At 63.4% G+C, this 23,289-nt stretch carries 23 protein-coding genes, 1 other RNA gene and 1 pseudogene; 13 read left to right on the forward strand and 12 right to left on the reverse strand.

What is annotated here, in order from left to right; genetic code table 11:
- The first annotated feature begins 152 nt into the window (after positions 1–152).
- Positions 153–1,271: a DUF2336 domain-containing protein gene (locus ACVJ5M_RS12685; RefSeq protein WP_063981597.1), complete on the forward strand. Its 1,119-nt coding sequence runs from the start codon at positions 153–155 to the stop codon at positions 1,269–1,271.
- 20 nt (positions 1,272–1,291) lie between these two features.
- On the forward strand, positions 1,292–1,525 hold the full coding sequence (locus tag ACVJ5M_RS12690; protein ID WP_063981598.1) for a hypothetical protein: 234 nt from the start codon (positions 1,292–1,294) through the stop codon (positions 1,523–1,525).
- A 16-nt stretch (positions 1,526–1,541) separates the two neighbouring features.
- Here ACVJ5M_RS12690 and ACVJ5M_RS12695 read toward each other — a convergent pair whose 3' ends face one another.
- Both ACVJ5M_RS12695 and ACVJ5M_RS12700 read right to left on the reverse strand, forming a co-directional pair.
- Entirely contained in the window at positions 1,542–2,867 is a 1,326-nt protein-coding gene (locus tag ACVJ5M_RS12695) for an MFS transporter (RefSeq protein ID WP_456679295.1), read from the reverse strand.
- Positions 2,868–3,167: 300 nt separating this feature from the next.
- A pseudogene (locus ACVJ5M_RS12700) lies at positions 3,168–3,906 on the reverse strand (3-oxoacyl-ACP reductase family protein).
- A gap of 150 nt (positions 3,907–4,056) precedes the next feature.
- Here ACVJ5M_RS12700 and ACVJ5M_RS12705 point away from each other — a divergent pair.
- From ACVJ5M_RS12705 to ACVJ5M_RS12715, 3 genes are all read left to right on the forward strand, one after another.
- A complete protein-coding gene (locus tag ACVJ5M_RS12705) occupies positions 4,057–4,599 on the forward strand; it encodes a TetR/AcrR family transcriptional regulator (RefSeq protein WP_245328564.1) in 543 nt (180 codons plus the stop codon).
- Between the two features lie 193 nt (positions 4,600–4,792).
- A complete protein-coding gene (locus ACVJ5M_RS12710; protein ID WP_063981602.1) occupies positions 4,793–5,221 on the forward strand; it encodes a universal stress protein in 429 nt (142 codons plus the stop codon).
- A 399-nt stretch (positions 5,222–5,620) separates the two neighbouring features.
- Positions 5,621–6,112 (forward strand): YkgB family protein, encoded by a 492-nt coding sequence (locus tag ACVJ5M_RS12715; protein ID WP_084794996.1) that lies wholly within the window; start codon positions 5,621–5,623, stop codon positions 6,110–6,112.
- A 116-nt stretch (positions 6,113–6,228) separates the two neighbouring features.
- Here ACVJ5M_RS12715 and ACVJ5M_RS12720 read toward each other — a convergent pair whose 3' ends face one another.
- The 3 genes from ACVJ5M_RS12720 to ACVJ5M_RS12730 all read right to left on the reverse strand — a co-directional run bounded on the left by ACVJ5M_RS12720 (position 6,229) and on the right by ACVJ5M_RS12730 (position 10,007).
- Positions 6,229–6,726, reverse strand: a complete 498-nt coding sequence (locus ACVJ5M_RS12720) for a GNAT family N-acetyltransferase (protein ID WP_283017496.1) — start codon at positions 6,724–6,726, stop codon at positions 6,229–6,231.
- Between the two features lie 63 nt (positions 6,727–6,789).
- Positions 6,790–8,496 (reverse strand): ATP-binding protein, encoded by a 1,707-nt coding sequence (locus tag ACVJ5M_RS12725; protein WP_063981605.1) that lies wholly within the window; start codon positions 8,494–8,496, stop codon positions 6,790–6,792.
- Entirely contained in the window at positions 8,493–10,007 is a 1,515-nt protein-coding gene (locus ACVJ5M_RS12730) for an ATPase domain-containing protein (protein ID WP_063981606.1), read from the reverse strand. Before ACVJ5M_RS12730 ends, ACVJ5M_RS12725 begins: the two co-directional genes overlap by 4 nt.
- A 397-nt stretch (positions 10,008–10,404) precedes the next feature.
- On the opposite strand from ACVJ5M_RS12730, the gene ACVJ5M_RS12735 reads away from it, so the two are divergent.
- Both ACVJ5M_RS12735 and ACVJ5M_RS12740 read left to right on the forward strand, forming a co-directional pair.
- A complete protein-coding gene (locus ACVJ5M_RS12735) occupies positions 10,405–10,671 on the forward strand; it encodes a hypothetical protein (RefSeq protein WP_063981607.1) in 267 nt (88 codons plus the stop codon).
- Positions 10,672–10,833: 162 nt separating this feature from the next.
- Complete coding sequence (locus tag ACVJ5M_RS12740) at positions 10,834–11,583, forward strand: outer membrane protein (RefSeq protein WP_063981608.1); 750 nt, start codon at positions 10,834–10,836, stop codon at positions 11,581–11,583.
- Between the two features lie 470 nt (positions 11,584–12,053).
- Here ACVJ5M_RS12740 and feoB read toward each other — a convergent pair whose 3' ends face one another.
- The 7 genes from feoB to ssrA form a co-directional block, all read right to left on the reverse strand.
- Complete coding sequence (feoB, locus tag ACVJ5M_RS12745; protein ID WP_063981609.1) at positions 12,054–13,925, reverse strand: ferrous iron transporter B; 1,872 nt, start codon at positions 13,923–13,925, stop codon at positions 12,054–12,056.
- A 23-nt stretch (positions 13,926–13,948) separates the two neighbouring features.
- Entirely contained in the window at positions 13,949–14,224 is a 276-nt protein-coding gene (locus ACVJ5M_RS12750) for a FeoA family protein (protein ID WP_063981610.1), read from the reverse strand.
- A 115-nt stretch (positions 14,225–14,339) separates the two neighbouring features.
- Entirely contained in the window at positions 14,340–14,594 is a 255-nt protein-coding gene (locus tag ACVJ5M_RS12755) for a ribbon-helix-helix domain-containing protein (protein WP_014493044.1), read from the reverse strand.
- Entirely contained in the window at positions 14,591–14,779 is a 189-nt protein-coding gene (locus ACVJ5M_RS12760) for a DUF4169 family protein (protein ID WP_063981611.1), read from the reverse strand. Before ACVJ5M_RS12760 ends, ACVJ5M_RS12755 begins: the two co-directional genes overlap by 4 nt.
- A 278-nt stretch (positions 14,780–15,057) precedes the next feature.
- Positions 15,058–16,506 carry a class II fumarate hydratase gene (gene fumC / locus ACVJ5M_RS12765; protein ID WP_028156440.1) on the reverse strand — a complete coding sequence of 483 codons (1,449 nt, stop codon included), beginning with the start codon at positions 16,504–16,506 and terminating at the stop codon, positions 15,058–15,060.
- A gap of 89 nt (positions 16,507–16,595) precedes the next feature.
- Positions 16,596–17,114, reverse strand: a complete 519-nt coding sequence (locus ACVJ5M_RS12770) for an SspB family protein (RefSeq protein ID WP_063981612.1) — start codon at positions 17,112–17,114, stop codon at positions 16,596–16,598.
- A 120-nt stretch (positions 17,115–17,234) separates the two neighbouring features.
- Positions 17,235–17,600: a transfer-messenger RNA gene (ssrA, locus tag ACVJ5M_RS12775) on the reverse strand.
- Positions 17,601–17,696: 96 nt separating this feature from the next.
- Here ssrA and ACVJ5M_RS12780 point away from each other — a divergent pair.
- From ACVJ5M_RS12780 to ACVJ5M_RS12805, 6 genes are all read left to right on the forward strand, one after another.
- On the forward strand, positions 17,697–18,302 hold the full coding sequence (locus ACVJ5M_RS12780; protein WP_063981613.1) for a chromate transporter: 606 nt from the start codon (positions 17,697–17,699) through the stop codon (positions 18,300–18,302).
- Entirely contained in the window at positions 18,299–18,829 is a 531-nt protein-coding gene (locus ACVJ5M_RS12785; RefSeq protein WP_063981614.1) for a chromate transporter, read from the forward strand. Before ACVJ5M_RS12780 ends, ACVJ5M_RS12785 begins: the two co-directional genes overlap by 4 nt.
- Before the next feature lie 94 nt (positions 18,830–18,923).
- Entirely contained in the window at positions 18,924–19,685 is a 762-nt protein-coding gene (locus ACVJ5M_RS12790; protein ID WP_071910507.1) for a tripartite tricarboxylate transporter TctB family protein, read from the forward strand.
- 7 nt (positions 19,686–19,692) lie between these two features.
- Positions 19,693–21,207: a tripartite tricarboxylate transporter permease gene (locus ACVJ5M_RS12795; protein WP_028147708.1), complete on the forward strand. Its 1,515-nt coding sequence runs from the start codon at positions 19,693–19,695 to the stop codon at positions 21,205–21,207.
- A gap of 135 nt (positions 21,208–21,342) precedes the next feature.
- On the forward strand, positions 21,343–22,323 hold the full coding sequence (locus ACVJ5M_RS12800; protein ID WP_063981616.1) for a tripartite tricarboxylate transporter substrate binding protein BugD: 981 nt from the start codon (positions 21,343–21,345) through the stop codon (positions 22,321–22,323).
- A gap of 170 nt (positions 22,324–22,493) precedes the next feature.
- A complete protein-coding gene (locus ACVJ5M_RS12805; protein WP_063981617.1) occupies positions 22,494–23,288 on the forward strand; it encodes a thymidylate synthase in 795 nt (264 codons plus the stop codon).
- The last annotated feature ends 1 nt before the right edge of the window (position 23,289 follow it).

Here is a 23,289-nt window from a genome sequence, read left to right on the forward strand (position 1 = left end):
CCATTCCCGCGCATTTTAACGAATTTTGCTCGGCAAAACTGATCTGCCGACTTTACTGGATTCTCGCGTTTGATCTCTAGTGTCGGTTCCCAGAGGAATTCGGCGTCCTGCCCGCACAAGCAGGATGGCTAACCAAGAACTGGGGTAACGAGATGAACGGGGCAAAATCGCTTCTGCAGGATCTGGACGACGCGATCGCGCGCGGCACCGACGAGAGCCGGGCGAAGGCGTTGTGGCATGCGACCGACATCCTGATCACCGGCCGCTACAGCGACGACGAGATCAGCATGTTCGGCGAGGTCATCGGACGGCTTGCCGACGAGATCGAGGTCGCCGCGCGGGCGCAGCTCTCGGAACTGATGTCGGCCTGCGACCATGCTCCGCTCAATGTTATCGAAAAGCTCGCCCTCGACGACGAGATCGACGTGGCCGGTCCGGTGCTGCGCGACTCCAGCCGTATCGACGAGAAGATGCTGGTCGAGAGCGCCATGACCAAGGGCCAGGCGCACCTGCTTGCGATCGCCCAGCGCAAGTCGATCGGCGAAGCCGTCACCGACGTGCTGGTCAAGCGCGGCGACCAGGCGGTCGTGACCTCCGTCGCCAAGAACGAGGGCGCGCGCTTCTCCGGTTCGGGCCTGCTGCACATGGTCAGGCGCGCGGAGGGTGACTCGATCCTCGCCGAGCAGCTCGGCCTGCGCAAGGACGTGCCGCGCCACATCTTCCAGCAGCTCATTTCCAAGGCGTCGGAAGACGTCCGCCGCCGCCTCGAGCACGAGCGGCCCGAGATGATGGCGCAGATCCAGAGCTCGGTGACCGACGTCACCGGCGATCTGCAGTCCAAGTTCGGTCCGTCCTCGCGCAGCTATTTCGTCGCCAAGCGCGTGGTGACGACGCAGTACCGCCAGGGCAACCTCAACCAGGACTCGATCTCGAACTATGCGCGCCAGCACCGTTTCGACGAGGTGCAGATCGGCCTGTCGCTGTTGTCGTCGCTTCCGGTCGACGTGATCGAGCGCGCGATGATGGACCGCAATCGCGAGATACTTCTGGTGCTGTGCAAGGCGCTCGACTTCTCGTGGGACACGACCATGTCGCTGCTGTTCCTCGGCGCCAAGGATCATCTGATCACGGCGCGCGAGCTCCATGACAGCGAGCGCGAGTTCGGCAAGCTCAAGATCGAGACGTCGCGCAGCATTCTGAAGTTCTACCAGTCGCGCAAGACCGGCGCGGGTGCCGATACGGGCCGTCAGCCCGAGCTCCAGGTGCACTGAGCCAGAGGGGAGTATTTGCCATGTTGCCTCAATTCGGCACCGCAATTCGCAAGAACAAGAGCCTGCCCGTCGATGCCGGCGGTTCGGCTCCCGAGAAGGCTTCCGTCGACGCCGCCTGGCTCGTGCTTGAAGCCGCCAACGATCTCGGCGATCACGCCGCGATAGCGGCCTGCCGCCGCGTCATCGACGCCGAGCTCAACGGCACGGTTGCCGGCAGCGCGGATATCGATCTCGTGCTCGGCTATTTCAGGTAGCGATGATCACCAGCGTCTAGTGCGCCATCGCGATTTCGCCGGACACTTGCTCGCGCCTTGCATCGATGCGTAGCAGCACGACAACGACTGCGCCCACCAGCGCGCAACCCGCCAGCAACAGAAGACCTGCGGTAAAACTGCCGGTTAAATCCTTCAGATAGCCCATTGCGTAAGGACCGGCGAAACCGGAAAGATTTCCAAGCGAGTTGATCGCGGCGATGCCGGCGGCAGCCGATGCTCCCGTTAGAAAGCTCGCCGGCAGCGGCCAAAACATCGGGGGGACCGCGGAGACGCCGATCTGTGCGAAGCAAAGCAATGCCATGACAAGGACGGAGTTGGAAACGAGACCTGCCACTCCGATGCCCACCGCTGCCATCAACAGTGCCGCGGCGACGTGACCCTTTCGTTCCATGGTCCGATCGGAATGACGACCAAGCAGCACCATGCCCGCGGCCCCGAAAATAAAGGGCAGCGCTGCGAGCAAGCCGGTCTGGGTATCGCTGACGCCAAAACCCTTGATGATGGTCGGCAGGAAGAACGCCACGCCGTAACTTGCAGCATTCAGGCAGAAGTACACCAGAGCGCACAACAAAATGCGGTAATCGGTGAGCGCCTGACCCAATGACAGGTGTTCGACCTTCTCCTTGTTTCGCTTCTCGGTGGCCTGCACGTCTTCCAGCCAGGCAATCTCGTCTTGTTGCAGCCAGCGGGCCTGGCGCGGAAAATCGGTCAGATAGAGCAGGACGCAGATGCCTACCACGACCGACGGCAGCGCCTCGAGAATGAACAGCCACTGCCAGCCTTCCAATCCCCAACGGTCACGCCGAGCAGAAGTCCGGAGATGGGCGACCCGATGATGGACGAAATCGGGATCGCCAGCATGAACAGGCTGATGACCCGAGCCCGGTAAACCGCCGGGAACCACAGGGTCAGATAGAAGATGATGCCCGGAAAGAATCCCCGCCTCGCAGGCGCCGAGCAGCAACCGAAGAGAGTAGAAGACGCCCGTCGTCGGTATTCCCGTTGCTGCCGATATCGATGGGATGAATGCGAAGGCCGCCGAGACGATCCCCCACGTAATCATGATGCGGGCGATCCAGACGCGCGCGCCGACTCGTTCCAGGAAGATGTTGGAGGGGACTTCAAACAGGAAATACCCGACGAAGAACAAGCCCGCGCCCAGTCCGAACGCCGCTTCACTTAAACCCAGCGCCTGGTTCATGTGCAGCTTGGCAAAGCCGACATTGACGCGGTCAAGATAGGCCACGAAATAGCAGACGATCAGGAACGGTATAAGCCGCCACATAACCTTGCCAATGACACGCTTCTCGACGTCTTGCATGGCAAGGCCTCCCGCTTGATCACCGGAACCCGCTCAACATCCGGGCGGCGTTGCGAAACAATGACGGGTGCGAACGATGAGTGCAAACGGCATTTTGACGTTCAAGCCAAAGTGACAGTCGTGCTGTCATGCTCGAAGCTGGACGAGAGACGAAGCACGCGACACGCTCCATCTAACGCTCGGGGGCGGCCGAGGCATCGGCCGCCCGCCATGATGATCGCGAACATCATCTTATTTTGCCATCGCCGTCGTGGCCAGCTTCTCAACCTCCTGTTGGACGAACACGAAGCGCCAGAATGTCTAGGCGTTCGCGCCGCCGTCGACGGTCAAGGTCGAGCCGGTGATGTATTTTGCCTTCGGGCTCGCCAGGAATGCCACGGCATTCGCGATGTCATCCGTCGCACCATACCGGCCCAGTGCCATGAACTGTTTCAGCGTCTCCGCGGTCGGGCCGTGCGCCGGATTCATGTCGGTGTCGATCGAGCCCGGTGCCACGAGGTTGACCGTGACGTCCCTCGGGCCAAGCTCCCGCGCCAGCGCCTTCGTGAATGCGGTTAGCGCCGACTTCGACGCCGCGTACACGCCGAGCGCCGGCGAGGGCACGCGGTCCGCAAAATAGCTTGCCGATGGTGATGATGCGGCCGCCCTTGCCAAGGTGCGGCAGCGCCGCCTTGCTCGCGGCGATCGGCGAACGCACGTTGACGTTCAGCATCGCGTCGATGTCGGCGAGCGAGATGTCGTTGAGGCCGCCCAATCGCAGAATGCCGGCATTGTTGACCAGGATGTCGAGCCCGCCCAGCTCCTTGACGGTCTTGTCGACCGAAGCCTGAACGGCAGCGACATCGGCGCTGTCGGCCTGGATCGCTACGGCTTTCCGGCCCGTCGCCTTGATCGCGTCCACGACCTTGGCGGCGATCTCCGCCGACTTCTCGTAAGTAATCGCGACATCGGCGCCTTCCGCGGCGAGCGCCTTCGCGATGGCCGCACCGATACCCCTGCTTGCGCCCGTCACCAGGGCCCGTTTTCCTGCCAGTGTCATGTGATCTCTCCAATTCTGTAATGATCGACACAGAATATGTGGAGTCTTGATTGCCGCGGTCAAGTGAATTATGTGTTGATCATTACAGAAAGACGGGCGATGGCAGGTCGGCCACGGGAATTTGATCGCGACGCGGCGTTGGAGGCCGCCATGCTGCTGTTTTGGCGCAAGGGCTTTGCGGCAGCCTCGATGCACGACCTCTGCGACGCCATGGGCGTCCGCTCGCCCAGCCTCTATGCGGCCTTCGAAAGCAAGGAGGCACTCTACCTTGCCGCGATCGAGCATTACGTCGAGACCCAGGGCCAGCCGGTCTGGGACCGGCTTGCGGAAGGCGCGACCGCGCGCGCCGGCATCGAGAATCTGCTGATCGGGGCGGCCGAGACCCTGCCGAAATCCCGGAGAGCGCCGGCCGGCTGCATGGCCGTGCTGGGCGCCGTCAGCGACGAATGGCCGGCAACGATTGCCCGCGAGATCAAGAAGGCCCGGCTCGATATGCTCGGCAATTTGCGCGGGCGGCTGGAGGCTGCGGTCGCGAGCGGCGAACTGCCTGCCGCAACCGACATCGATGCGCTGAGCCGGTTCTACCTCAGCGTCTTCGAAGGCATGGCGATCCAGGCCAAGGACGACGCGACGCCTGAGGAGTTGAGAGGCGTAGCGAAGGCGGCCATGGCGATGTGGCCGGGCGAGCGGTAGCTCGCGGCCTGTACGATGGGTAGAGCGCAGCGAGACCCATCGTTCCATCCAGGCGTGTTGATGGGTTTCGCTCCGCTCTATCCATCCTACGAGCTGGGCCGAGAGATTGATCTATCTCAAGACCGTATCCGAAACGCGGGCCCAGCTTACATTCGGAAGGCAGCGATACGTCCAGACAGGCGGGAGGTGAAGCATGTACCGGCATATTCTCATTCCGACAGATGGGTCGGAGCTAGCGGAGCACGGCGTGGCGCATGGGTTGGCGCTGGCGAAATCCCTTGGAGCCAAGGTATCTCTAATCTTCGTTGTGGAGCCGTTTTCAGAAATGACAGGGCGGTTCCGTGAAGCAGTCGCAACATATGCCGAGCTGCGCAAGGAACAGGCCACGAGCGCGTTGGATCGCGCGGCAAATGCGGCCAAGGAGGCCGGCGTTTCCTGCGAACCGATTCAAGTGGAGAACGGGCAACCCCATCAAGCCATCATCGCAGCAGCCGAGAATAAAGGTTGCGATCTCATCGTGATGTCATCCCATGGCCGCAGCGGACTCTCCATGCTTCTCATCGGTAGCGTGACAAACAAGGTGCTGGCACAGGCGAAAACTCCCGTACTGATTTGTCCGTGAATGTGCGGATCTGCTGACAGAGTTCTCGCTCGCCGCGAGGACTAGAAAACTCAACGGCCGCATAAACCGCCTTGTCTGCTTTCGTCATCTGCGGGCCTTACCTGCCGGTCAGGCCTTGTCGGCCCGGCACCCGGGTAGCCGGTGACAGTGCACTTAACTCGAAGCCGGGGACCCCGTGCGCATCAATTGAATGCACTGTCATCGCAATTGCGGCGACGGCTAGAGCCTGTCGATCCGAAATGCGCGAGTCTCGACCGTGGCGCGGACACGCGCATTGCACGCAGCTGTGATCGTGGAACCCCGCCGCGGATGTAACGACGGACGCTCCCCTCCGAATAGCCCGTAGCGGACGCTTCGTTCGCCAATAGATGGATGCGCAATCCGGGGAGAAATCGTCGCATGATGGGATTCAACGTCGCGGAGAATGGTGGAGGCTCTTATCGTCCGCTCGCCATTCTGCGCTGGGTCATGGTGGTCATATTCGTATCGTTTGGAATGCAGAAATTCACACTGCAATCCGCACAGGGTATCGCCCAGTTCATCAGCCACAGCCCGTTCATCTCCTGGCTGTCGGTATTCGGCCTGAGGGGAGAGGCCTATGTTCTCGGTGTCGCCGAATTCGTGATCGCGGCGCTGCTCGTGGCCGGCAGCTTCAGTCCGGTCTTGTCGGCGCTGGGTTCGTTCATGGGCATGATGACCTTCGCGATCACGTGGTCGTTCTTCTTCACGACGCCGGGCGTCGTCACATGGAGCCTGTCAACCGATCCGATGGCGTGGAATCTGGCCGGCGAGTTCCTGTTCAAGGACATCGTCCTGCTGTGTGTGTGCGTTGTGCTGTTTCTCGCTTCGTTGCCGCAGTCGGTTGTCCGGCTCCGCACCGGCGGAGCCTAAAGCGGCTTTGCGATAGCCCGTAGGACGGGGAGAGCACAGCGAAACCCATCACGCTTCAACGCGCCCGGAAGCAAGGATGGGTTTCGCTTCGCTCTACCCATCCTGCGAGACGCATCTCACCGCCGAGCGCGGTAAATCACGACATCATTGCCATGACGCGTCGTACTCTTCTCGAGGATGTAATTGGCCTTCTCCAGCACGCGGCGGGATGCGCCGTTGCTGACATAGACAAGGCCGATGAGAGACGGCAGTTCGTGGTGCGACAGCCCAATGTCCGTCAGCGCGATTGCGACCTCGCTCGCAAATCCGCGGCCCCAGAACTCGCGCTTGAATGCGTAGGCAATCTCGATCTCGTCGATTTCGTCCACGAGGATGTGCCGGATGCCCGCTCGCCCGGCGAAGGCGCCGTCCTTCGTTCGCAGCACCCACAGCCCAAAACCGTGCTGGTCCCAATGCGCCATGTTGGTCGCGAGATAGGTCTTGGTGACCTCGGGTGCACGCACGCCGCCGAGATAGCGGGACACCTCGGCATCGAGATGCAGCGTGACGAGGTCGTCGAGGTGGTCTTCGCGAAGCCTCTCGGCGGTCAATCTGTCGGTGCTGAAGCGGTCCATGGAGACTGATAGCCGCTTTGGCGGCCGGTCGTCGATCGCTTTCGCGATGCGACACCGCACGCGTCAGCAGCGGCTGGACCGCTTGGACTCCATGTCGCGCCCGGGTTCTGCCTTTGCCGCGCTGAGCGCCGCGGCCAGCTCGTCGATATGGTAGGGTTTCGGCAGAATCTGCAGACCCGCCAATTCGGCGTCGTGAACTGCGGCTTCGGAGTATCCGCTGGTCAGAAGCACGGGTATGTCGCTTCGCCTTCTCTTGATCTCCCGCGCCAGCTCGACCCCATTCATGCCACCGGGCATCATGACATCGGAAAAGACGAGGTCGACGGCGCGGCCGTCGGCCAGGGCACCGAGCGCGGCCGCGCCACTCGCCGCGTGCGTGACCTCGTAACCGAGCTGGCCCAGCATCTCGCTCACCAGCGCGGCAACCTCGTCATCGTCTTCGACCAGAAGGATGCGGCCATGATTGCTCTTCTTCGGCCGCACCATGTTGAGATCGATCAGGTGTCGCTCCCTGGAAGGAGTGCTGAGCGATCGCGGCAAATAGAGTTCGATGCTGGAGCCTCGGCCGACTTCCGATCGAATGCGGACCGTCCCCCGCGACTGCGTCGCGAATCCATGGACCTGGGCGAGCCCGAGCCCCGAGCCCTTTCCGACCTCCTTGGTCGTGAAGAATGGTTCGAAAACGCGTGACAGGATCTCCGGACTCATGCCGACACCGGTATCGACGACGGACAGGCGCACATAGTCTCCGGCGATCTGCTCGTCATTCAGATCGGGCAGATTTTCCCCGCGCACGAGAATCGTGCCGCCATTGGGCATGGCGTCGCGGGCGTTGACGGCGAGGTTGAGGATCACGAGTTCGAGCTCGCCGGGATCGACCTCCACCGGCCAGAGCGTGTCCGGAAAATCGAACTCGACATGGACGTCGCCTCTCAGGCTTCGATCGAGCAGTTCGCGCATGCCGCCCATCTGCGAGGCGACGTCGACGGGCTCCGGCCGGAGCGTCTGCCGGCGGGAGAACGCGAGAAGCTGCCTGGTCAGGCTGGCCCCGCGCTGGGCGGCCTGGACCATCCCGTCCATGAGCCGGCGGCGACGGTCCGGATCGGTCTGGCGGTCGAGCATGTCGAGGCCGCCGGAGATCACCATCAGCAGATTGTTGAAGTCGTGCGCCACCCCGCCGGTCAGCTGTCCGATGGCTTCGATCTTCTGGGCTTGCCGAAGCGTCTCCTCGACCCGGGCACGCTCGTCCATCTCGACGCGCAATTGCTCGACGGCTTCCGCAAGGGCCCGCGTGCGCTCGACCACCAGCGTCTCGAGCTCCTGAGCCGCCTGTTCGCGCGCCGCGAACAGAGCCCGGATTTCGTATTGGCGCCGCCGCGCGCGCAGTGCCGATTGAACGGCGCTGGTCAGCGTCATTGGCTGAACCGGCCGCTCGAGCAGCGAGACGTTACGGAGAAGCGCGACAATGCTGCGGCGCCAGGCAAGGACGGCCGGCTGCTCGCGATGGCTGGTCAGGACGACGAAGGGCAGGTCGGACCAGGGCGGTTGGCTCTCGATCCATTGTGCCAGCGGCGAGGTGTCTTTCCCGAACAGAGCTTCCTCGGCAACGAAAACGGCGCCGACGCCGGCTGCCATCTCGCTGACGAGTTCGGGCAGACTGCGGCAGCTGGTCGCTTCCAGGTGCGAACTCCGGAACAGCTCGGCGGAGGCAAGTCCGTCGCGCCCGATCGGAGCAAAGACGAGAACATGGTGATCTCGCTCAACGCTCATTCAACCGACCCTTCGGGCTTAGGTGCCCCGGTATAATGCGGATTGCCGGAAAAGATGCCGCTGAACTCCCTCAGGGGCGGGCCGAGCGTGATGCCGGCGCTGCTAAGCCGAAATTCCCGGATGGTATGCTCGTGTCGGCCGCTGCGCTTCTTGACGACAGACAGAGCGCGCCGCACCGTTCCGCCGACCTCGAAATAGCGCAGCATGACCACGGAATCGCTGAGATAGCTGATGTCGAGAGGCGTATCCATCGGACCGACGAGGCCATGCTGGGCGAGGACCAGGATGGTCAGCACACCCTGCTGCCCCAGGTAGCTCAAGAGTTCGTGCATCTGCAGGATGAGAAATCGCTCGTCGGGCATCGCGGCCAGATAGCCGTTCAGACTGTCGATGATGACGAGACGGGCATTGTCGGCCTCGACGCTCTTTCGCACGTTTGCGGCGAACTCACCCGGCGACAGCTCGGCGGGATCGATCTGCTGAAACCGGACAAGCCCCGAATCGACGTGTTCTTGCAGGTGCAGGCCAAGTGTCCGGGCGCGCGCTTCGACCGTGCCGCGGCCTTCATCGAACGCGAAGAACACCGCGTGCTCGCCACGTTCGGCCGCCGCGATCGCGTAGGTGAGCGCAACCGATGATTTGCCCACGCCGGCGGCGCCGATGAGCAGCGCATTGGTGCCGCGCTCGAGGCCGCCTCCCAGGAGCTGGTCGAGCTCGGCGTTGCCGCTCGGGGTGAAGTCGCCGACGAAGGTCTTGTGATGTTCGGCCGCCACCAGGCGGGGGAATATCTGCAGGCCGCCTCGCTCGATCGTGAAATCGTGAAACCCGCCGCGAAACCGGATGCCGCGCATCTTGATCACGCGGAGCCGGCGCCGCTCGGCGCCGTAATCGATCGCGACCTGTTCGAGCATCACCACGCCGTGCGCAATGGAATGGAGCTGCAAATCGTCCTGAGATGACGAAAGATCGTCGAGCAGGACCACTGTGCAATTGCGGTTGGTGAAAAAATGTTTCAGGGCCAGCACCTGGCGCCTGTAACGAAGCGGGTTCTGGGCAAGCAGGCGCAGTTCGGACAGGCTGTCGAGCACGACGCGGTTGGGATTGACCCGCTCGACTTCCCTGAAGATCAGGCCGGTCGTCTCGCTCAGCTCCATTTCGGCGGGATGAAACACCGTGAGCTCGCGCTCCGGATCGAGCGTCGTCTCCGGCGGAACCAGTTCGAAGATGTCGATGCCGTCCAGCGTCCAGCCGTGCCGCTGCGCCACGACGTCCAGCTCGCGCTTGGTTTCGGACAGCGAAATATAGAGCACGCGCTCTCCGTCCCGCACCCCCCTCAGCAGGAACTGAAGCGCGATGGTGGTCTTGCCCGTGCCGGGCTGCCCCTCGTAGAGATACATCCGGTTGGCGTCGAAGCCGCCACCCAGGATGTCGTCCAGCCCGGCGCTGCCGGTCGATATTCTGGACAGCTCTCGGGGCGCACTGTCCGTAACAGTGCTGGATGGACTGCTCATTGATCCCCTTTGACGCTTCGAGAGAAGGGCGCCACCGCCCCTGCGCGAGTCCCAGGGCTCGCGCCCGGTTAAGCCGAACGGCCTTGGAACGAACTCTCAGATCGGCGCCGGGTTCCCTGCTGATGGGGTGGCGGTCGGCCCTGATCACGACGCCGATCCAGCCCGAAGACGGTACCGCACCGCCACTCGCAGGACGGAGAAGGTCGCGAGCCGGATGTCACTGAAGCCGACGATGCCATCGTGCTCCTGTGTTGCCCGACGGGTCAACCGATCCTCAGTTCGCAGCCCGGCGCGTCAAGCGTTCGCAGTCAAGTCGCTGCTTGATCTGAATCAAACAGGCGGATGACAGCCGCACCATAAGGCGACTCTAGGGACTGGTGACATGTTGGTGTGCGCAATGAGTCCGACCTGGTACGTCACCTTCGAAGTGCAACGGCGAGGCGTTCTGCCGAGACAACGAAGTCCGCGCGAGACGAAGACCTTCGCGACTGAACATGAAGCCAAGCTGTTTGCGCGCGCCAAGCGCGATGAGGGACTTTCCGTCTTTGCAGGCACGATCAACCCGCACCTGCCGAAGCGGGTGATCCCATCCTCCGGCATCGGCGCGTGGCTTGCTGACGAACAGGACGGTGCTGGAGCGCACGGCACTTCAAAGACTGACTAAGCACTCTTCTGTGCACAGCGATGGCGCTTGGGTGTTGCCATTTTGATACGAGCCCAAAATCCCCTCGCGCGTAAACTTCAGGATGTTCGCAAGCTTTATGCACGCCAGCCTGCATTAGGGCTCGCTTCTGACGAAAGAAATTTGAGCAAAGGGGACGAAACGATGAAGAAAAAGCTTTCGATCGCGGCGATCGGCTTCGCTGCGCTGAGCATGGCGGCTCCGGCCATGGCGGCCGATATGGCCGTCAAGGCGCCGCCGCCGGCACCGGTGGTGGCGGTTTACAACTGGACCGGATTTTACATCGGCGCCAACGGAGGCTGGGGGCAGAGCCACGGTTGCGTCGATTTGATAACGCCCGCAGGCAACGTCGCAAGTGGTTGCGCCGATCGCTCCGGAGGCCTCGTCGGTGGACAGATCGGGTATCGCTGGCAGACCAATCAGTTCGTGCTCGGCCTGGAAGCTCAGGGTGATTGGGCCGAGATCAAGAACACACGCGTCAGCGTGATCGATCCGTTTATCTCGACCACGGGCAAGACCGATGCGATCGGGCTGTTCACGGCTCAGCTCGGTTGGGCATGGAACGCCTCACTGCTCTACGTGAAGGGCGGCGCCGCCGTGACGCGCAATCGCTTTGACATCTTCAACAACGTCACAGGCGTCGGCCTCGCCTCGGCAGGTCACACGCGCTGGGGCGGTGCCCTGGGTGTTGGCTGGGAGTATGGCTTCAGCCCGAACTGGACGGTCGGTGTCGAATACGACCACCTCTGGATGGGGCGTGACAACACCTCCTTCGCAGGCGTGGTCACACCCGGTGGGTTCACCCTCACCGGCAGCGGTGTCACCCAGGATATCGACATGGTCACGGTTCGCGTGAACTATCGCTTCGGCGGTTACGGCGCGGCGCGCTATTGATCCAAAGTCCTCCCAGTGAACTCAGGCCCCGGCATCGACCGGGGCCTTTTTCATGGGGAGCGAAAGCAAACGCGCGGATGTCCGGCATCAATTCCTGCGGTTATGTTTGCCAGTAATGATGAGGCACCGGAGGAGGCCTTGCGTCGCCTCCATTTGATTTGTTGATTTTGGTTCGGACCGAACGCGTCCAGTCGTATGGTGGCGCAGTCGAGGTGGGAATCCCGGGAGGATGCCATCTGCTCCTGTTTTGCCCGACGGCGCAACCGGCACGCCGTAGCCCGGATGGAGCGTAGCGCAATCCGGGAATCCTCGCATCAGATGCGCTTTCCCGGACTTCGCTGCGCTCCATCCGGGTTACGTCTGTTTCCTCGGATGCATCAACGACTTCACTGACGTCACCGATCACGAGCCCGACAATCCCCGTCTACTGTGCATGGGGTTGTTTTCGCAATTTTAGTTTGGAGAGGGCGCTACCCCGCGCCGAGCGCGACCGCGACGTTGTAGGTCAGAAGGCTCGCGGCATAAGCCAGCACCAGCATGTAGAAGAAGGTCACGGCCATCCAGGTCCAGCTGCCGGTCTCGCGCCGGATCACCGCGAGCGTGGATGCGCATTGCGGGGCGAAGATGTACCAGGCCAGCATCGACAGCGCGGTGGCGAGCGACCATTTCGTCGCCAGCACCTGGCCGATCTGCTCGGCCGCTTCCTTGCCGCCTTCGATCGCATAGACGGTGCCGAGGGCTGCGACCGCGACCTCGCGCGCCGCCATGCCCGGGATCAGCGCGACCGCGATCTGCCAGTTGAAGCCGACGGGGGCCAGCAGCGGCTCGAGCGCCTTGCCGATGATCGCGGCGAGGCTGAAGTCGATCGCGGGTTCGGTGGCGCCCGCGGGCGGCTGCGGGAACGAGGCCAGAAACCAGATCAGCACCATCATCGAGAAGATCGTGGTGCCGGCGCGATGCAGGAACATTTTCGCCCGCGTGTAGACGCCGATCGCGATCGATTTCAGCCGCGGCATCTTGTAGTCCGGCAGCTCCAGCATGAACGGCGCCGGCGCATAGTCGCGCAGCATGAAGAACTTGATCAGGAACGAGACGACCAGCGCGCTTGTGATGCCGGCGGCGTAGAGGCCGAACATCACGAGGCCCTGGAGGTTGATGAAGCCCCAGACGTCCCTGGCCGGAATGAAGGCAGAGATGATCAGCGTGTAGACGGGAATGCGCGCCGAGCAGGTCATCAGCGGCGCGATCAGGATCGTGGTCAGCCGGTCGCGCTTGTTGTCGATCACGCGCGTCGCCATGATGCCGGGAATGGCGCAGGCAAAGCTCGACAGCAGCGGAATGAAGGCGCGGCCGTGCAGGCCGGCGCCGCCCATGATGCGGTCCATCAGGAACGCGGCGCGCGCCATGTAGCCGAAGTCTTCCAGCAGCAGGATGAACAGGAAGATGATGATGATCTGCGGCAGGAACACGATGACGCTGCCGACGCCAGATATCACGCCGTTCTGAAGGAAGCTCTGCAGCAGGCCGGCGGGCAGGGTGGCGTGCACGAATTCGCCGAGCGCGTCGAAGCCGTTGTTGAGCAGGTCCATCAGCGGCTGTGCCCAGGCGAACACCGCCTGGAACATCACGAACAGGATGAGAGCGAGCACGATCAGGCCGCCGACCGGATGCAGCACGACCGCATCGATCCGCGCGGTCCAGGTGTCGGGTCTAGCAGGCAGGCTGACGCAGTCGGCGATGATGCGGTCGGCCTCGCGCTGGGTGGCGCGCAGCTCGGCGACGCTGAGCGCGCTCCAGCTGTTCTCCCGCGGCTCCGCGGCGAGTTTCGCCGAGATCTCGTCCGTCAGCGCCAACAGGTCGGCCGTGCCGCTCTTGCGCACCGCGATCGAGGTGACCACGGGCACGCCGAGCTCCTTGGCGAGCCGCTCCACGTCGACGGTGATGCCGCGGCGGCTCGCGATGTCGAACATGTTGAGCACGAGGATCATCGGCCGGCCGGTGCGCTTCAGCTCCAGCAGCAGGCGGATGGTCAGGCGCAGATTGGTCGAGTCGGCCACGCACAGCACGAGGTCGGGCACGGTTTCGCCGGACGCCTTGCCGAGCACGAAGTCACGAGTGATCTCCTCGTCCGGGCTGCGGCCGCGCAGCGAGTAGGTGCCGGGCAGGTCGACCACCGAGACCTGGCGTCCCAGGGGCGTGACGAAGAAGCCTTCCTTGCGCTCGACGGTGACGCCGGGATAGTTCGCGACCTTCTGTCGGCTGCCGGTCAGCGCGTTGAACAGCGACGTCTTGCCGCTGTTCGGCGTGCCCACCAGGGCGAGATGCAGCAGAGGAGCTTCCATGGGATCAGATTTCCGGTCGCTATCTAGGCGACAATGATGGCCATGGCTTCACGACGGCGGACCGCAATCGTGATGTTGTCGACACGGACGGCGATCGGGTCGCGCCCGACCAGGCCCTCGTGCAGGACCTCGACCCGGGCGCCCTCGACGAAGCCGAGCTCGATCAGCCGGCTCTCGAGCTCGATGTCCGAGAGCGCGGAGCCCGCATCCCCGGCGGAAAGGTGTTGGATGATGCCGATATAGCCGCGCTGGGCCAGGCCCAGCGGCATCCGCGAACGCGTGTCATTGGTGTCGGTCATGCCCTGTATTTTCAACGCAGGGCAGTGAGGTCAAGCGCGCGGGTCGGCTGAAACTGCACCTTAGAGTGATTTTAAAGTGCAGAACCGTGAGGCGCCGTTGGGGGACGCCCAACGGCTACTGGGCCGGGACCTTTTCCGGCTGGATGGCGGCCATGGCGCGGCTCTTGAAGTAGTCGAGGACGAACAGGCGGATCGCCGAGGACAGATTGCCCTGCTGGCGGTTGCCGTCGATCTCGCCGACCAGCTCGGACAGCGTCATGTTGCGCAGGCCCGAGATCTCCTTCATGCCGTTCCAGAACGCCTCTTCCAGGCTGACGCTGGTCTTGTGGCCGGCGACCACGATCGACCGTTTCACCACGGGCGACTTCATGACTGATCCTCGCGATCGATCTGATGCTGGTCCAGATGCGCCTTCGCCTGGTCCGCGCGTGTCTCCTCCGCCGACCGCTCCGCCTTCGTGCGGCCGAACTTCGCCCGGTTGACGTCCGCCTGCTTCGCCGTGGCTTCCCGCTCGGCGCGCTTCCTGAAACGATTCAGGTTGATGACGTTCCCCATGCCGCGTCTCCATCATCCGCTCCTCTTCTGGCAGGATGAAACATTCAGAAACTGGGTGCCGTGTTGCGCCCTATGAGACTTGATCGCCATTCGCTCGTCCTCGTCAATTGGCCCCTCGGGCCATCAAACGATGAATTAGCCCCGTCAAAGGGCAGAGAGGCCTGCGTAGCACGCCGCCTCGCCACAACATTGACGGTAATCAAATCCCGGCCCTTAGGCCTTATATTTATGAGCCCCAGGGCACCGTATCATTACGGATGACTATCGGAATTCGGAATTCATCCAGGCCGCGTCATTTTCTCCGGCTGCACCAGCCGGTCGAACTCGTCGGCCGAGACGAAGCCGAGCCGCAGCGCCTCCTCCTTCAGCGTGGTGCCGTTGGCATGCGCGGTCTTCGCCACCTTGGCGGCGTTGTCATAGCCGATCTTCGGGGCGAGCGCGGTCACCAGCATCAGCGAGCGCTGCATCAGCTCCCTGATGCGCTTTTCGTCGGCGCGGATGCCGCTGACGCAATGTTCAGTGAAGGAGCGCGCGGCGTCCGCCATCAGCCGGATCGAGTGCAGCATGTTGTAGGCGAGCACGGGCTTGTAGACGTTGAGCTCGAAATGGCCCTGGCTGCCGGCGACTGTGATCGCAGTGTGATTGCCGAACACCTGGCAGCACACCATCGTCATCGCCTCGCACTGCGTCGGGTTGACCTTGCCGGGCATGATCGAGGAGCCCGGCTCGTTCTCCGGCAGGATCAGCTCGCCGAGGCCCGAGCGCGGGCCCGATCCGAGCAGGCGGATGTCGTTGGCGATCTTGAACAGGCCTGTCGCGACGGAATTGATGGCGCCGTGCGCCAGCACATAGGCGTCGTTCGAGGCCAGCGCCTCGAATTTGTTGGCGGCGCTGGTGAAGGGCAGCTTCGTAATCCCAGTAACGTGCTTTGCGAACAGTCTTGCGAAGCGCGGCTTGGAGTTGAGGCCGGTGCCGACGGCGGTGCCGCCCTGGGCCAGCGGATAGAGGTCCTTCACCGCGACCTTGAGGCGGGCGATGCCGCTTTCGACCTGCGCGGCGTAGCCGGAAAATTCCTGGCCGAGCGTCAGCGGCGTGGCGTCCTGGGTGTGTGTCCGCCCGATCTTGACGATTTTTGCGAACTCCTTCTCCTTCTTGCGGAGCGCGCGCAGCAGCTCGCCGAGGGCAGGGACGAGATCGGCATTGATGCGGCTTGCGGCCGCGATGTGCATCGCGGTCGGGAACGAGTCGTTCGACGACTGGCTCATGTTGACGTGATCGTTGGGATGCACCGGCTTCTTGGCGCCGAGCTCGCCACCGAGCAGCTCATTGGCGCGGTTGGCGATGACCTCGTTGAGATTCATGTTGCTCTGCGTGCCCGAGCCGGTCTGCCACACGACAAGCGGGAAATGATCGTCCAGCTTGCCCTCGATCACCTCGCGCGCGGCGCGGATGATGGCGTTGGCCCGGCGCTGGTCGAGCAGGCCGAGCGCGAGGTTGGATTGTGCGGCGGCGAGCTTGACGATGCCGAGCGCATGCACGAGCTCGATCGGCATGCGGTCGATGCCGATGCGGAAATTCTGGCGCGAGCGTTCGGTCTGCGCCCCCCAATAGCGATCGGCGGGGACCTCGATGGGACCGAAACTGTCGGTCTCGGTGCGGCTGGCGGGGCGGGCAGTCTTCGAGCGAGCAGTCTTCGAGCGAGCAGTCTTGGCCATGAGCACATCCATTCTGCGGCACGGAATGCCGTGCAGCCTCTTCATGTGCTCTTCTATATCGGCAGTTTGGCCGGGCGCGACCGTTTCGCGCCCAACCTAGATCATTTCTTGCGGAAACGATCGAGCCGCACCACCTCGGCGCCGCCCTGGTTCGGGGCGGTCGGCTCCTCGGCACTTTCGGCCGGCTCACTGGCAGGCGCGGGCACTGCGACGGCCGACGGCGCGGGAGCGGCCGGCAATGTCTCGGATGAGACCTCGGCGACATCGGAGGTGTCGAACTGGAGGCCGAACTTCACGGACGGATCGAGGAAGCTCTTGATCGCGCTGAACGGCACGATCAGCCGCTCCGGAATGCCGCCGAAGGACAGGCCGACCTCGAAACGGTCCTCGAGCACGGTCAGATCCCAGAACTGGTGCTGGAGGATGATCGTCATCTCTTCCGGGTATTGCGCCAGGAGCCGCGACGACAGCTTCACGCCCTCGGCCTTCGACACGAAGGTGATGAAGAAATGGTGCTCGCCCGGCAGTCCATGGGACGCGGCATCGGTCAGCACCTTCCGCAGCACGCCGCGCAGCGCGTCGCGGGCCAGCACATCGTATCGGATATGATCGGTCGCCATGGTGGTCCTGTTGCATTCCAGGAGTTGGGCCCTGCCGGCCCGACTCGCCAAGCCGCAATAGTACCGCGCCTGACGGGTCAGCAGGAGTCCCCGCCGGGAAGGAAATAAAAATAAGAGGTAAGTGGAGGCTTCTGTTGCCAGGTGCCTCCGAACCCCGCCTAACGGAGCTTAACCCGTTAGGACTTTAAGATGGTCTTTCAAACTGCGTTACGCAGCCTGAGCAACCGGAGCAAAGTTGTCGTTGGCAACTATTGCAGTAGCCCGATAACGGCGGAACAATACCGGGAAAAAGCACGCCCTTTACGCCCTCGTCGATCCTATTTCGCCCCCGCCAAAACCCGCTCTGGGTGAGCCCGCTGGTGGGCTTTGGTGGAGGCGCCGGGTACCGCCCCCGGGTCCGAATGGTTTATTGCGACGACCGTTTATTTCCATAGCCGGCGAACCGGCACCCCCAATATAGGGGGCAAAGGTTTCAAATGACAGGTGTTTCGAGCGGCGATCCCACGGTTCCCTTTGGATAGGTTCCGGCCGGGCCTCGGTATGATCTTGGCCCTGGGACGGCCAGCGTTCTAAGCTCCTGACATGTCCACGGATTCAGCACCGGCCGCCCAAGAGCCGGACCATCCAGCCGCCCACGCTCCTCCGCCCGGCCTCGTCGCGCTGTTCCTGGCCTTCGCCCGGATGTCGCTGGCCGGCTTCGGCGGGGTCCTGGTGTTTGCCCGCCACGCCATCGTCGATCAGCACCGCTGGATGACGGCGGACGAGTTCAACGAGACCTTTGCGCTCTGCCATTTCCTGCCCGGGCCCAACATCGTCAACCTGTCGATGGTGTTCGGGTCGCGGCTGCGCGGCATCGCCGGCGGCGTTGCCGCCTTTACCGGGCTGTTGCTGCCGCCGACGGTGATCATGACCGTGCTTGCGATCATCTACGCCCGGTTCGGCGATGTGGAGGTGCTGCGCCGGATCCTCGCGGGCATCTCCTGCGCGGCGGTCGGGCTGCTGATCGCGGTGGTCTTTCGCATGATGATGCCCCTGCTCAAGCGGATGGACGTCGTCGTGCTCATTCTCATGCTCGGCGTGTTCGTTGCGATCGGCGTGCTTCGCCTGCCGCTCCAGGCGGTGCTGCTGGTCGCGATTCCAATCAGTATCGGCGTCACATATTGGGTGCGGCGGAAGGTAGCAGCATGAACAGCGAAAACCCGATCTGGGCGCTGATCTCCACCTTTGGTCTAATGTCGCTGTTCGCAGTCGGCGGCGCTGCGGCGGCGGTACCGGAGATGCACCGCATCGCGGTCGACGTGCATCACTGGATGACCGAGAAGCAGTTCGCCGACGCCTATGCGATCGCACAGCTCTCGCCAGGTCCGAACGTGCTTATCGTCACGTTAATCGGCTATGCCGTCGCCGGCATCCCCGGCGCGCTGGCGGCGACGCTGGCGATGTGCCTGCCAACGGCGCTGCTTGCCTATTATGTCAGCCGTCTGCTGAGCCGGCCCAGCCAATCCCGCTGGCCCGCCTTGATTCAGACTGCACTGGTTCCGCTATCGATTGGATTGATGGCAGCCAGCGCCCTGATCCTGGCCCAGTCGACCGATCGCACCTTTGCTGCGCTGCTTCTGACCGCGGCGGTTGCAGTGCTCGCGTCCGTCTCGCGCATCAATCCACTCTGGCTTCTGCTCGCCGGAGGCCTGATTGGTTTTGCTGGCATTGTGTAATGAAAATCGCTAGGCAGTGATCCGGGCGGGGGATCCTTTTCCAGCCGATTAGAACAACAGTGCTCGTGACTTAGGAGTCGCGGAGGAGACAAGCATGGCCGACACGATGGGCCACTCGGCGACTGCCACCCGAAACACCTCGGTGGCGATCGGCTTCTGCCTGCTGGCGATCGCGCCGCAGATTTTCGAATTCATCTGGTCGATCGGGACGATCTTCGGCTGGGGTGCCGGGCGCGGCCCACTGCAGGTCGTAACCGGCCATGCGACCGCGCTGCTCGCCGGCGCGCCCAGTGCCATATTCGGATCGTTCGGTGGCGGCGCCAAGAAGGCATCATCCGATGTGCTGCTGGCCCTGATCTATTCCTATCCACTGTTTGCAGTGGCGATCCTCACGCTGTTCATGACGATCCGGTCGGCGCAGGATTATGTCGGCGGCGTCATCCTGATGGCGCTCGCCCTGTTCGCGCTGTGGGCGTCGAGCGATCTGCAGGGCATGCGCGGCTTCTCCTTCGGCGCCGGCACGGCACCGCGGATGTTCGGTGGATTGCTGGTGGCCTTGTCGGCCGGCATCGCCTTGACCGGCCTTCTGACCGATGGGCCGGCGATGGCCCATTATTCCTGGCGCGGGCCGCTGTTCGTGATGGTCGCGATCCTGTTTTTCGCGCTGGCGATCCGGCCGCTCGGCCTCGTGGTCACGGCCTTCGTGAGCTTCATGATTGCAGCGCTGGGCTCGCATGAGACGCGCTGGCTGGAGGCCGCCATCGTCGGCGCCTGCCTGACGCTCGGCTGCGCAATCCTGTTCCCGTACGTGCTCGGGTTGCCGATGCCGATGTTCCCGCGTTTCCTGGTTCAGTGAGGGTGTAATGGAGCTCTTTGCCAACCTCGCTCACGGTTTTGCCGTCGCGTTCTCTCCGATCAACCTGCTGATGTGCCTGATCGGCGCCCTCGTGGGCACGCTGGTCGGCGTGTTGCCGGGCATCGGCACCATCGCGACGGTCGCGATGCTGCTGCCGATCACTTTCGGCCTGCCGCCGGTCGGCGCGCTGATCATGCTCGCCGGCATCTATTACGGCGCCCAGTATGGCGGCTCGACCACGTCGATCCTGGTCAACATACCCGGTGAGGCGACCTCGGTCGTCACCGCCATCGACGGCCACCAGATGGCCAAGCAGGGCCGCGCCGGCCCGGCGCTGGCGATCGCCGCGATCGGCTCGTTCTTCGCCGGCTGCGTTGCGACCGTCTTGATCGCCGTCCTCGGCGCGCCGCTCACGAAGCTCGCGCTGGCGTTCGGTCCGGCCGAGTATTTCTCGCTGATGGTGCTCGGCCTGATCTTCGCGGTGGTGCTGGCCAAAGGCTCGGTGCTGAAGGCGATCGCGATGATCGTGTTCGGCCTGCTGCTCTCGATCGTCGGCTCGGACATCGAGACCGGCGCCTCGCGCATGGCCTTCAACATTCCGGAGCTCGCCGACGGCCTCGGCTTCGCGACGGTGGCGATGGGTGTATTCGGCTTCGCCGAGATCATCCGCAATCTCGACGCCGGCGCCGAGATGAATCGCGATCTCGTGCAGCAGAAGATCACCGGCCTGATGCCGACAAGGAAAGACCTGACCGACTCGGCGCCTGCGATCCTGCGCGGCACGGTGCTCGGCTCGATCCTCGGCATTCTGCCGGGCGGCGGCGCGGTCATCGCGTCGTTTGCCGCCTATACACTCGAGAAGAAGCTCGCCAAGAACCCGTCGCGGTTCGGCCGCGGCGCGATCGAGGGCGTGGCGGGGCCGGAAAGCGCCAACAACGCTGCGGCGCAGACATCGTTCATTCCGCTGCTGACGCTCGGCATCCCGCCGAACGCGGTGATGGCGTTGATGGTCGGCGCGATGACCATCCATGGCATCGTGCCGGGCCCGCAGGTCATGCAGAAGCAGCCGGATCTGGTCTGGGGCATGATCGCCTCGATGTGGATCGGCAATCTGATGCTGATCATCATCAACCTGCCGCTCGTCGGAATCTGGGTGCGGCTGCTGCGCGTGCCTTACCGGCTGATGTTCCCCTCGATCGTGATCTTCTGCGCGATCGGCATCTACTCGGTGAACAACGCACCGGTCGACGTCATCCTCGCGGGCGTCTTCGGTCTGGTCGGCTACTGGCTGATCAAGCACGATTTCGAGCCGGCGCCGCTGCTGCTCGGCATGGTGCTCGGACCGCTGATGGAAGAGAACCTGCGTCGTGCGCTGCTGATCTCGCGCGGCGACTGGAGCGTGTTCCTGACGCGTCCGTTGTCGGCGGTGCTGCTGGCGATCGCGGCGTTTCTGCTGATCCTCACGGTCCTGCCCGTGCTGCGCGCCAAGCGCGATGAGGTGTTCACCGAATCCGAGAACTGACCGCGCCTGCGTCGTCGCGGCGCCCTGCGTCCGCACGCCGCATTCGGAAGTCCAATCGACTTGTGTGACCGCTTCGTGAAATGAAAATGCCGGCCCTGTGGCCGGCATTTTTGTTTTACGTCCGAGGGGATCGAGATGACTTCCATTCGCGCGCTTGCGGGCGCATGTGCTGCGGCGTTCGCATCGTTGTGCGGCTTTGTCGCACCGGCGGAGGCGCAGACCTATCCGACGCGCAGCATCACCATGATCGTGCCGTTCGCGGCCGGCGGACCGACCGACGTGATTTCGCGCATCGTCACCGGGCACATGGCGCAGACGCTCGGACAGAGCATCATCATCGAGAACGTGGTCGGCGCCGGCGGCACCACCGCGACCACGCGCGCTGCGCGCGCGGCCAATGACGGCTATACGCTCATTACCGGGCATATGGGCACGCATGCCGCCTCCGTGCCGCTCTATCCGAAACTCGCCTACCACCCGGAAAAGGATTTTGAGCCGGTCGCGCTGCTCGCGGGCACGCCGATCCTGATCCTGGCGCGCAAGGACTTTCCGCCGAAAGATCTCAAGGAGTTCGTCGCCTACTTGAAAGCGAACGCCGAGAAGGTCAACGCCGCGCATGCCGGCGTCGGCTCGGTCTCGCACGTCTCCTGCGAGCTCCTGCACTCGATCCTCGACGTCAAGCCGGTCGGCGTGCCCTTCAACGGCACGGGCCCCGCGATGAATGCGCTGGTGGCCGGACAGGTCGATTACATGTGCGACCAGATCGTCAATGCGGTGCCGCAGATCAATGCCGGCACCATCAAGGCCTATGCGATCGCGACGGCCGAGCGCAATCCGTCGCTGCCGAACGTGCCGACGACGGCGGAGGCTGGCCTGCCTGCCTTCCAGGCCCAGGCCTGGAACGCGATGTTCGCGCCGAAGGGAACTTCGCCCGCGATCATCGCGAGCCTGAATGCCGCCGCCATCAAGGCGCTCGACGACGAGACGGTGAAGAAGCGCCTGCTCGAGCTCGGCAGCGTCATTCCGGGGCCCAAGGACCGGACGCCGGAGGCGCTGGCGACCCTCGTCAAGAACGAGATCGCGAAGTGGACCCCGGTGCTCAAGCCGGCAACTTAACGAGCACTTTCAAGCCGATAGGCGAGGGGCGGGACGCAAGTTCCGCCTCTTGTTGTTTGCACCGGGAACAGTCACTTTTCGGGGTATAATGGGCTTAAACAGCGAATCGCTGCTGTCGTAGCGCGGGGCGCGCCGTTAAGTTCGCCGCCTCCCCAAAGGCTCAATGGCACATGCACCAGTATCAGGACCTGCTCGAGCGGATTCTTTCAGACGGCGCCGAGAAGACCGACCGGACCGGCACCGGCACGCTGTCGGTGTTCGGCCATCAGATGCGCTTCAACCTGTCTGCCGGCTTCCCGATGCTGACCACCAAGCGGCTGCCGCTGAAGGCGATCGTGCATGAGCTGTTGTGGTTCCTGAAGGGCGACACCAACATCAAATATCTGCGCGACAACGGCGTCACCATCTGGGACGAGTGGGCCGATGCCAATGGCGATCTCGGGCCGGTCTACGGCCGTCAATGGCGTTCCTGGCCCACGGCCGACGGGCGCAGCATCGACCAGATCGCCAATGTCATCGACATGATCAAGCGCACCCCGGACTCGCGCCGGCTGATCGTCACCGCCTGGAATCCCGCCGACGTCGAGAAGATGGCGCTGCCGCCCTGCCACCTGCTGTTCCAGTTCTATGTCGCCAACGGCAAATTGTCGTGCCAGCTCTATCAGCGCTCGGCCGACGTCTTCCTCGGCGTGCCCTTCAACATCGCTTCCTACGCGCTGCTCACCATGATGGTGGCGCAGGTCACGGGATTGAAGCCCGGCGACTTCGTCCACTCGCTCGGCGACACCCATCTCTATTCCAATCACCTGGAGCAGGCGCGGCTCCAGCTCACGCGCGCGCCGCGGACGCTGCCGGTGATGCGGATCAATCCCGATGTGAAGGACATCTTCTCCTTCCGCTACGAGGATTTCGAGCTCGTCGGCTACGACCCGCATCCGCACATCAAGGCGGAAGTCGCGGTCTAAC

Source organism: Bradyrhizobium sp. S3.7.6 (genome assembly GCF_054061875.1).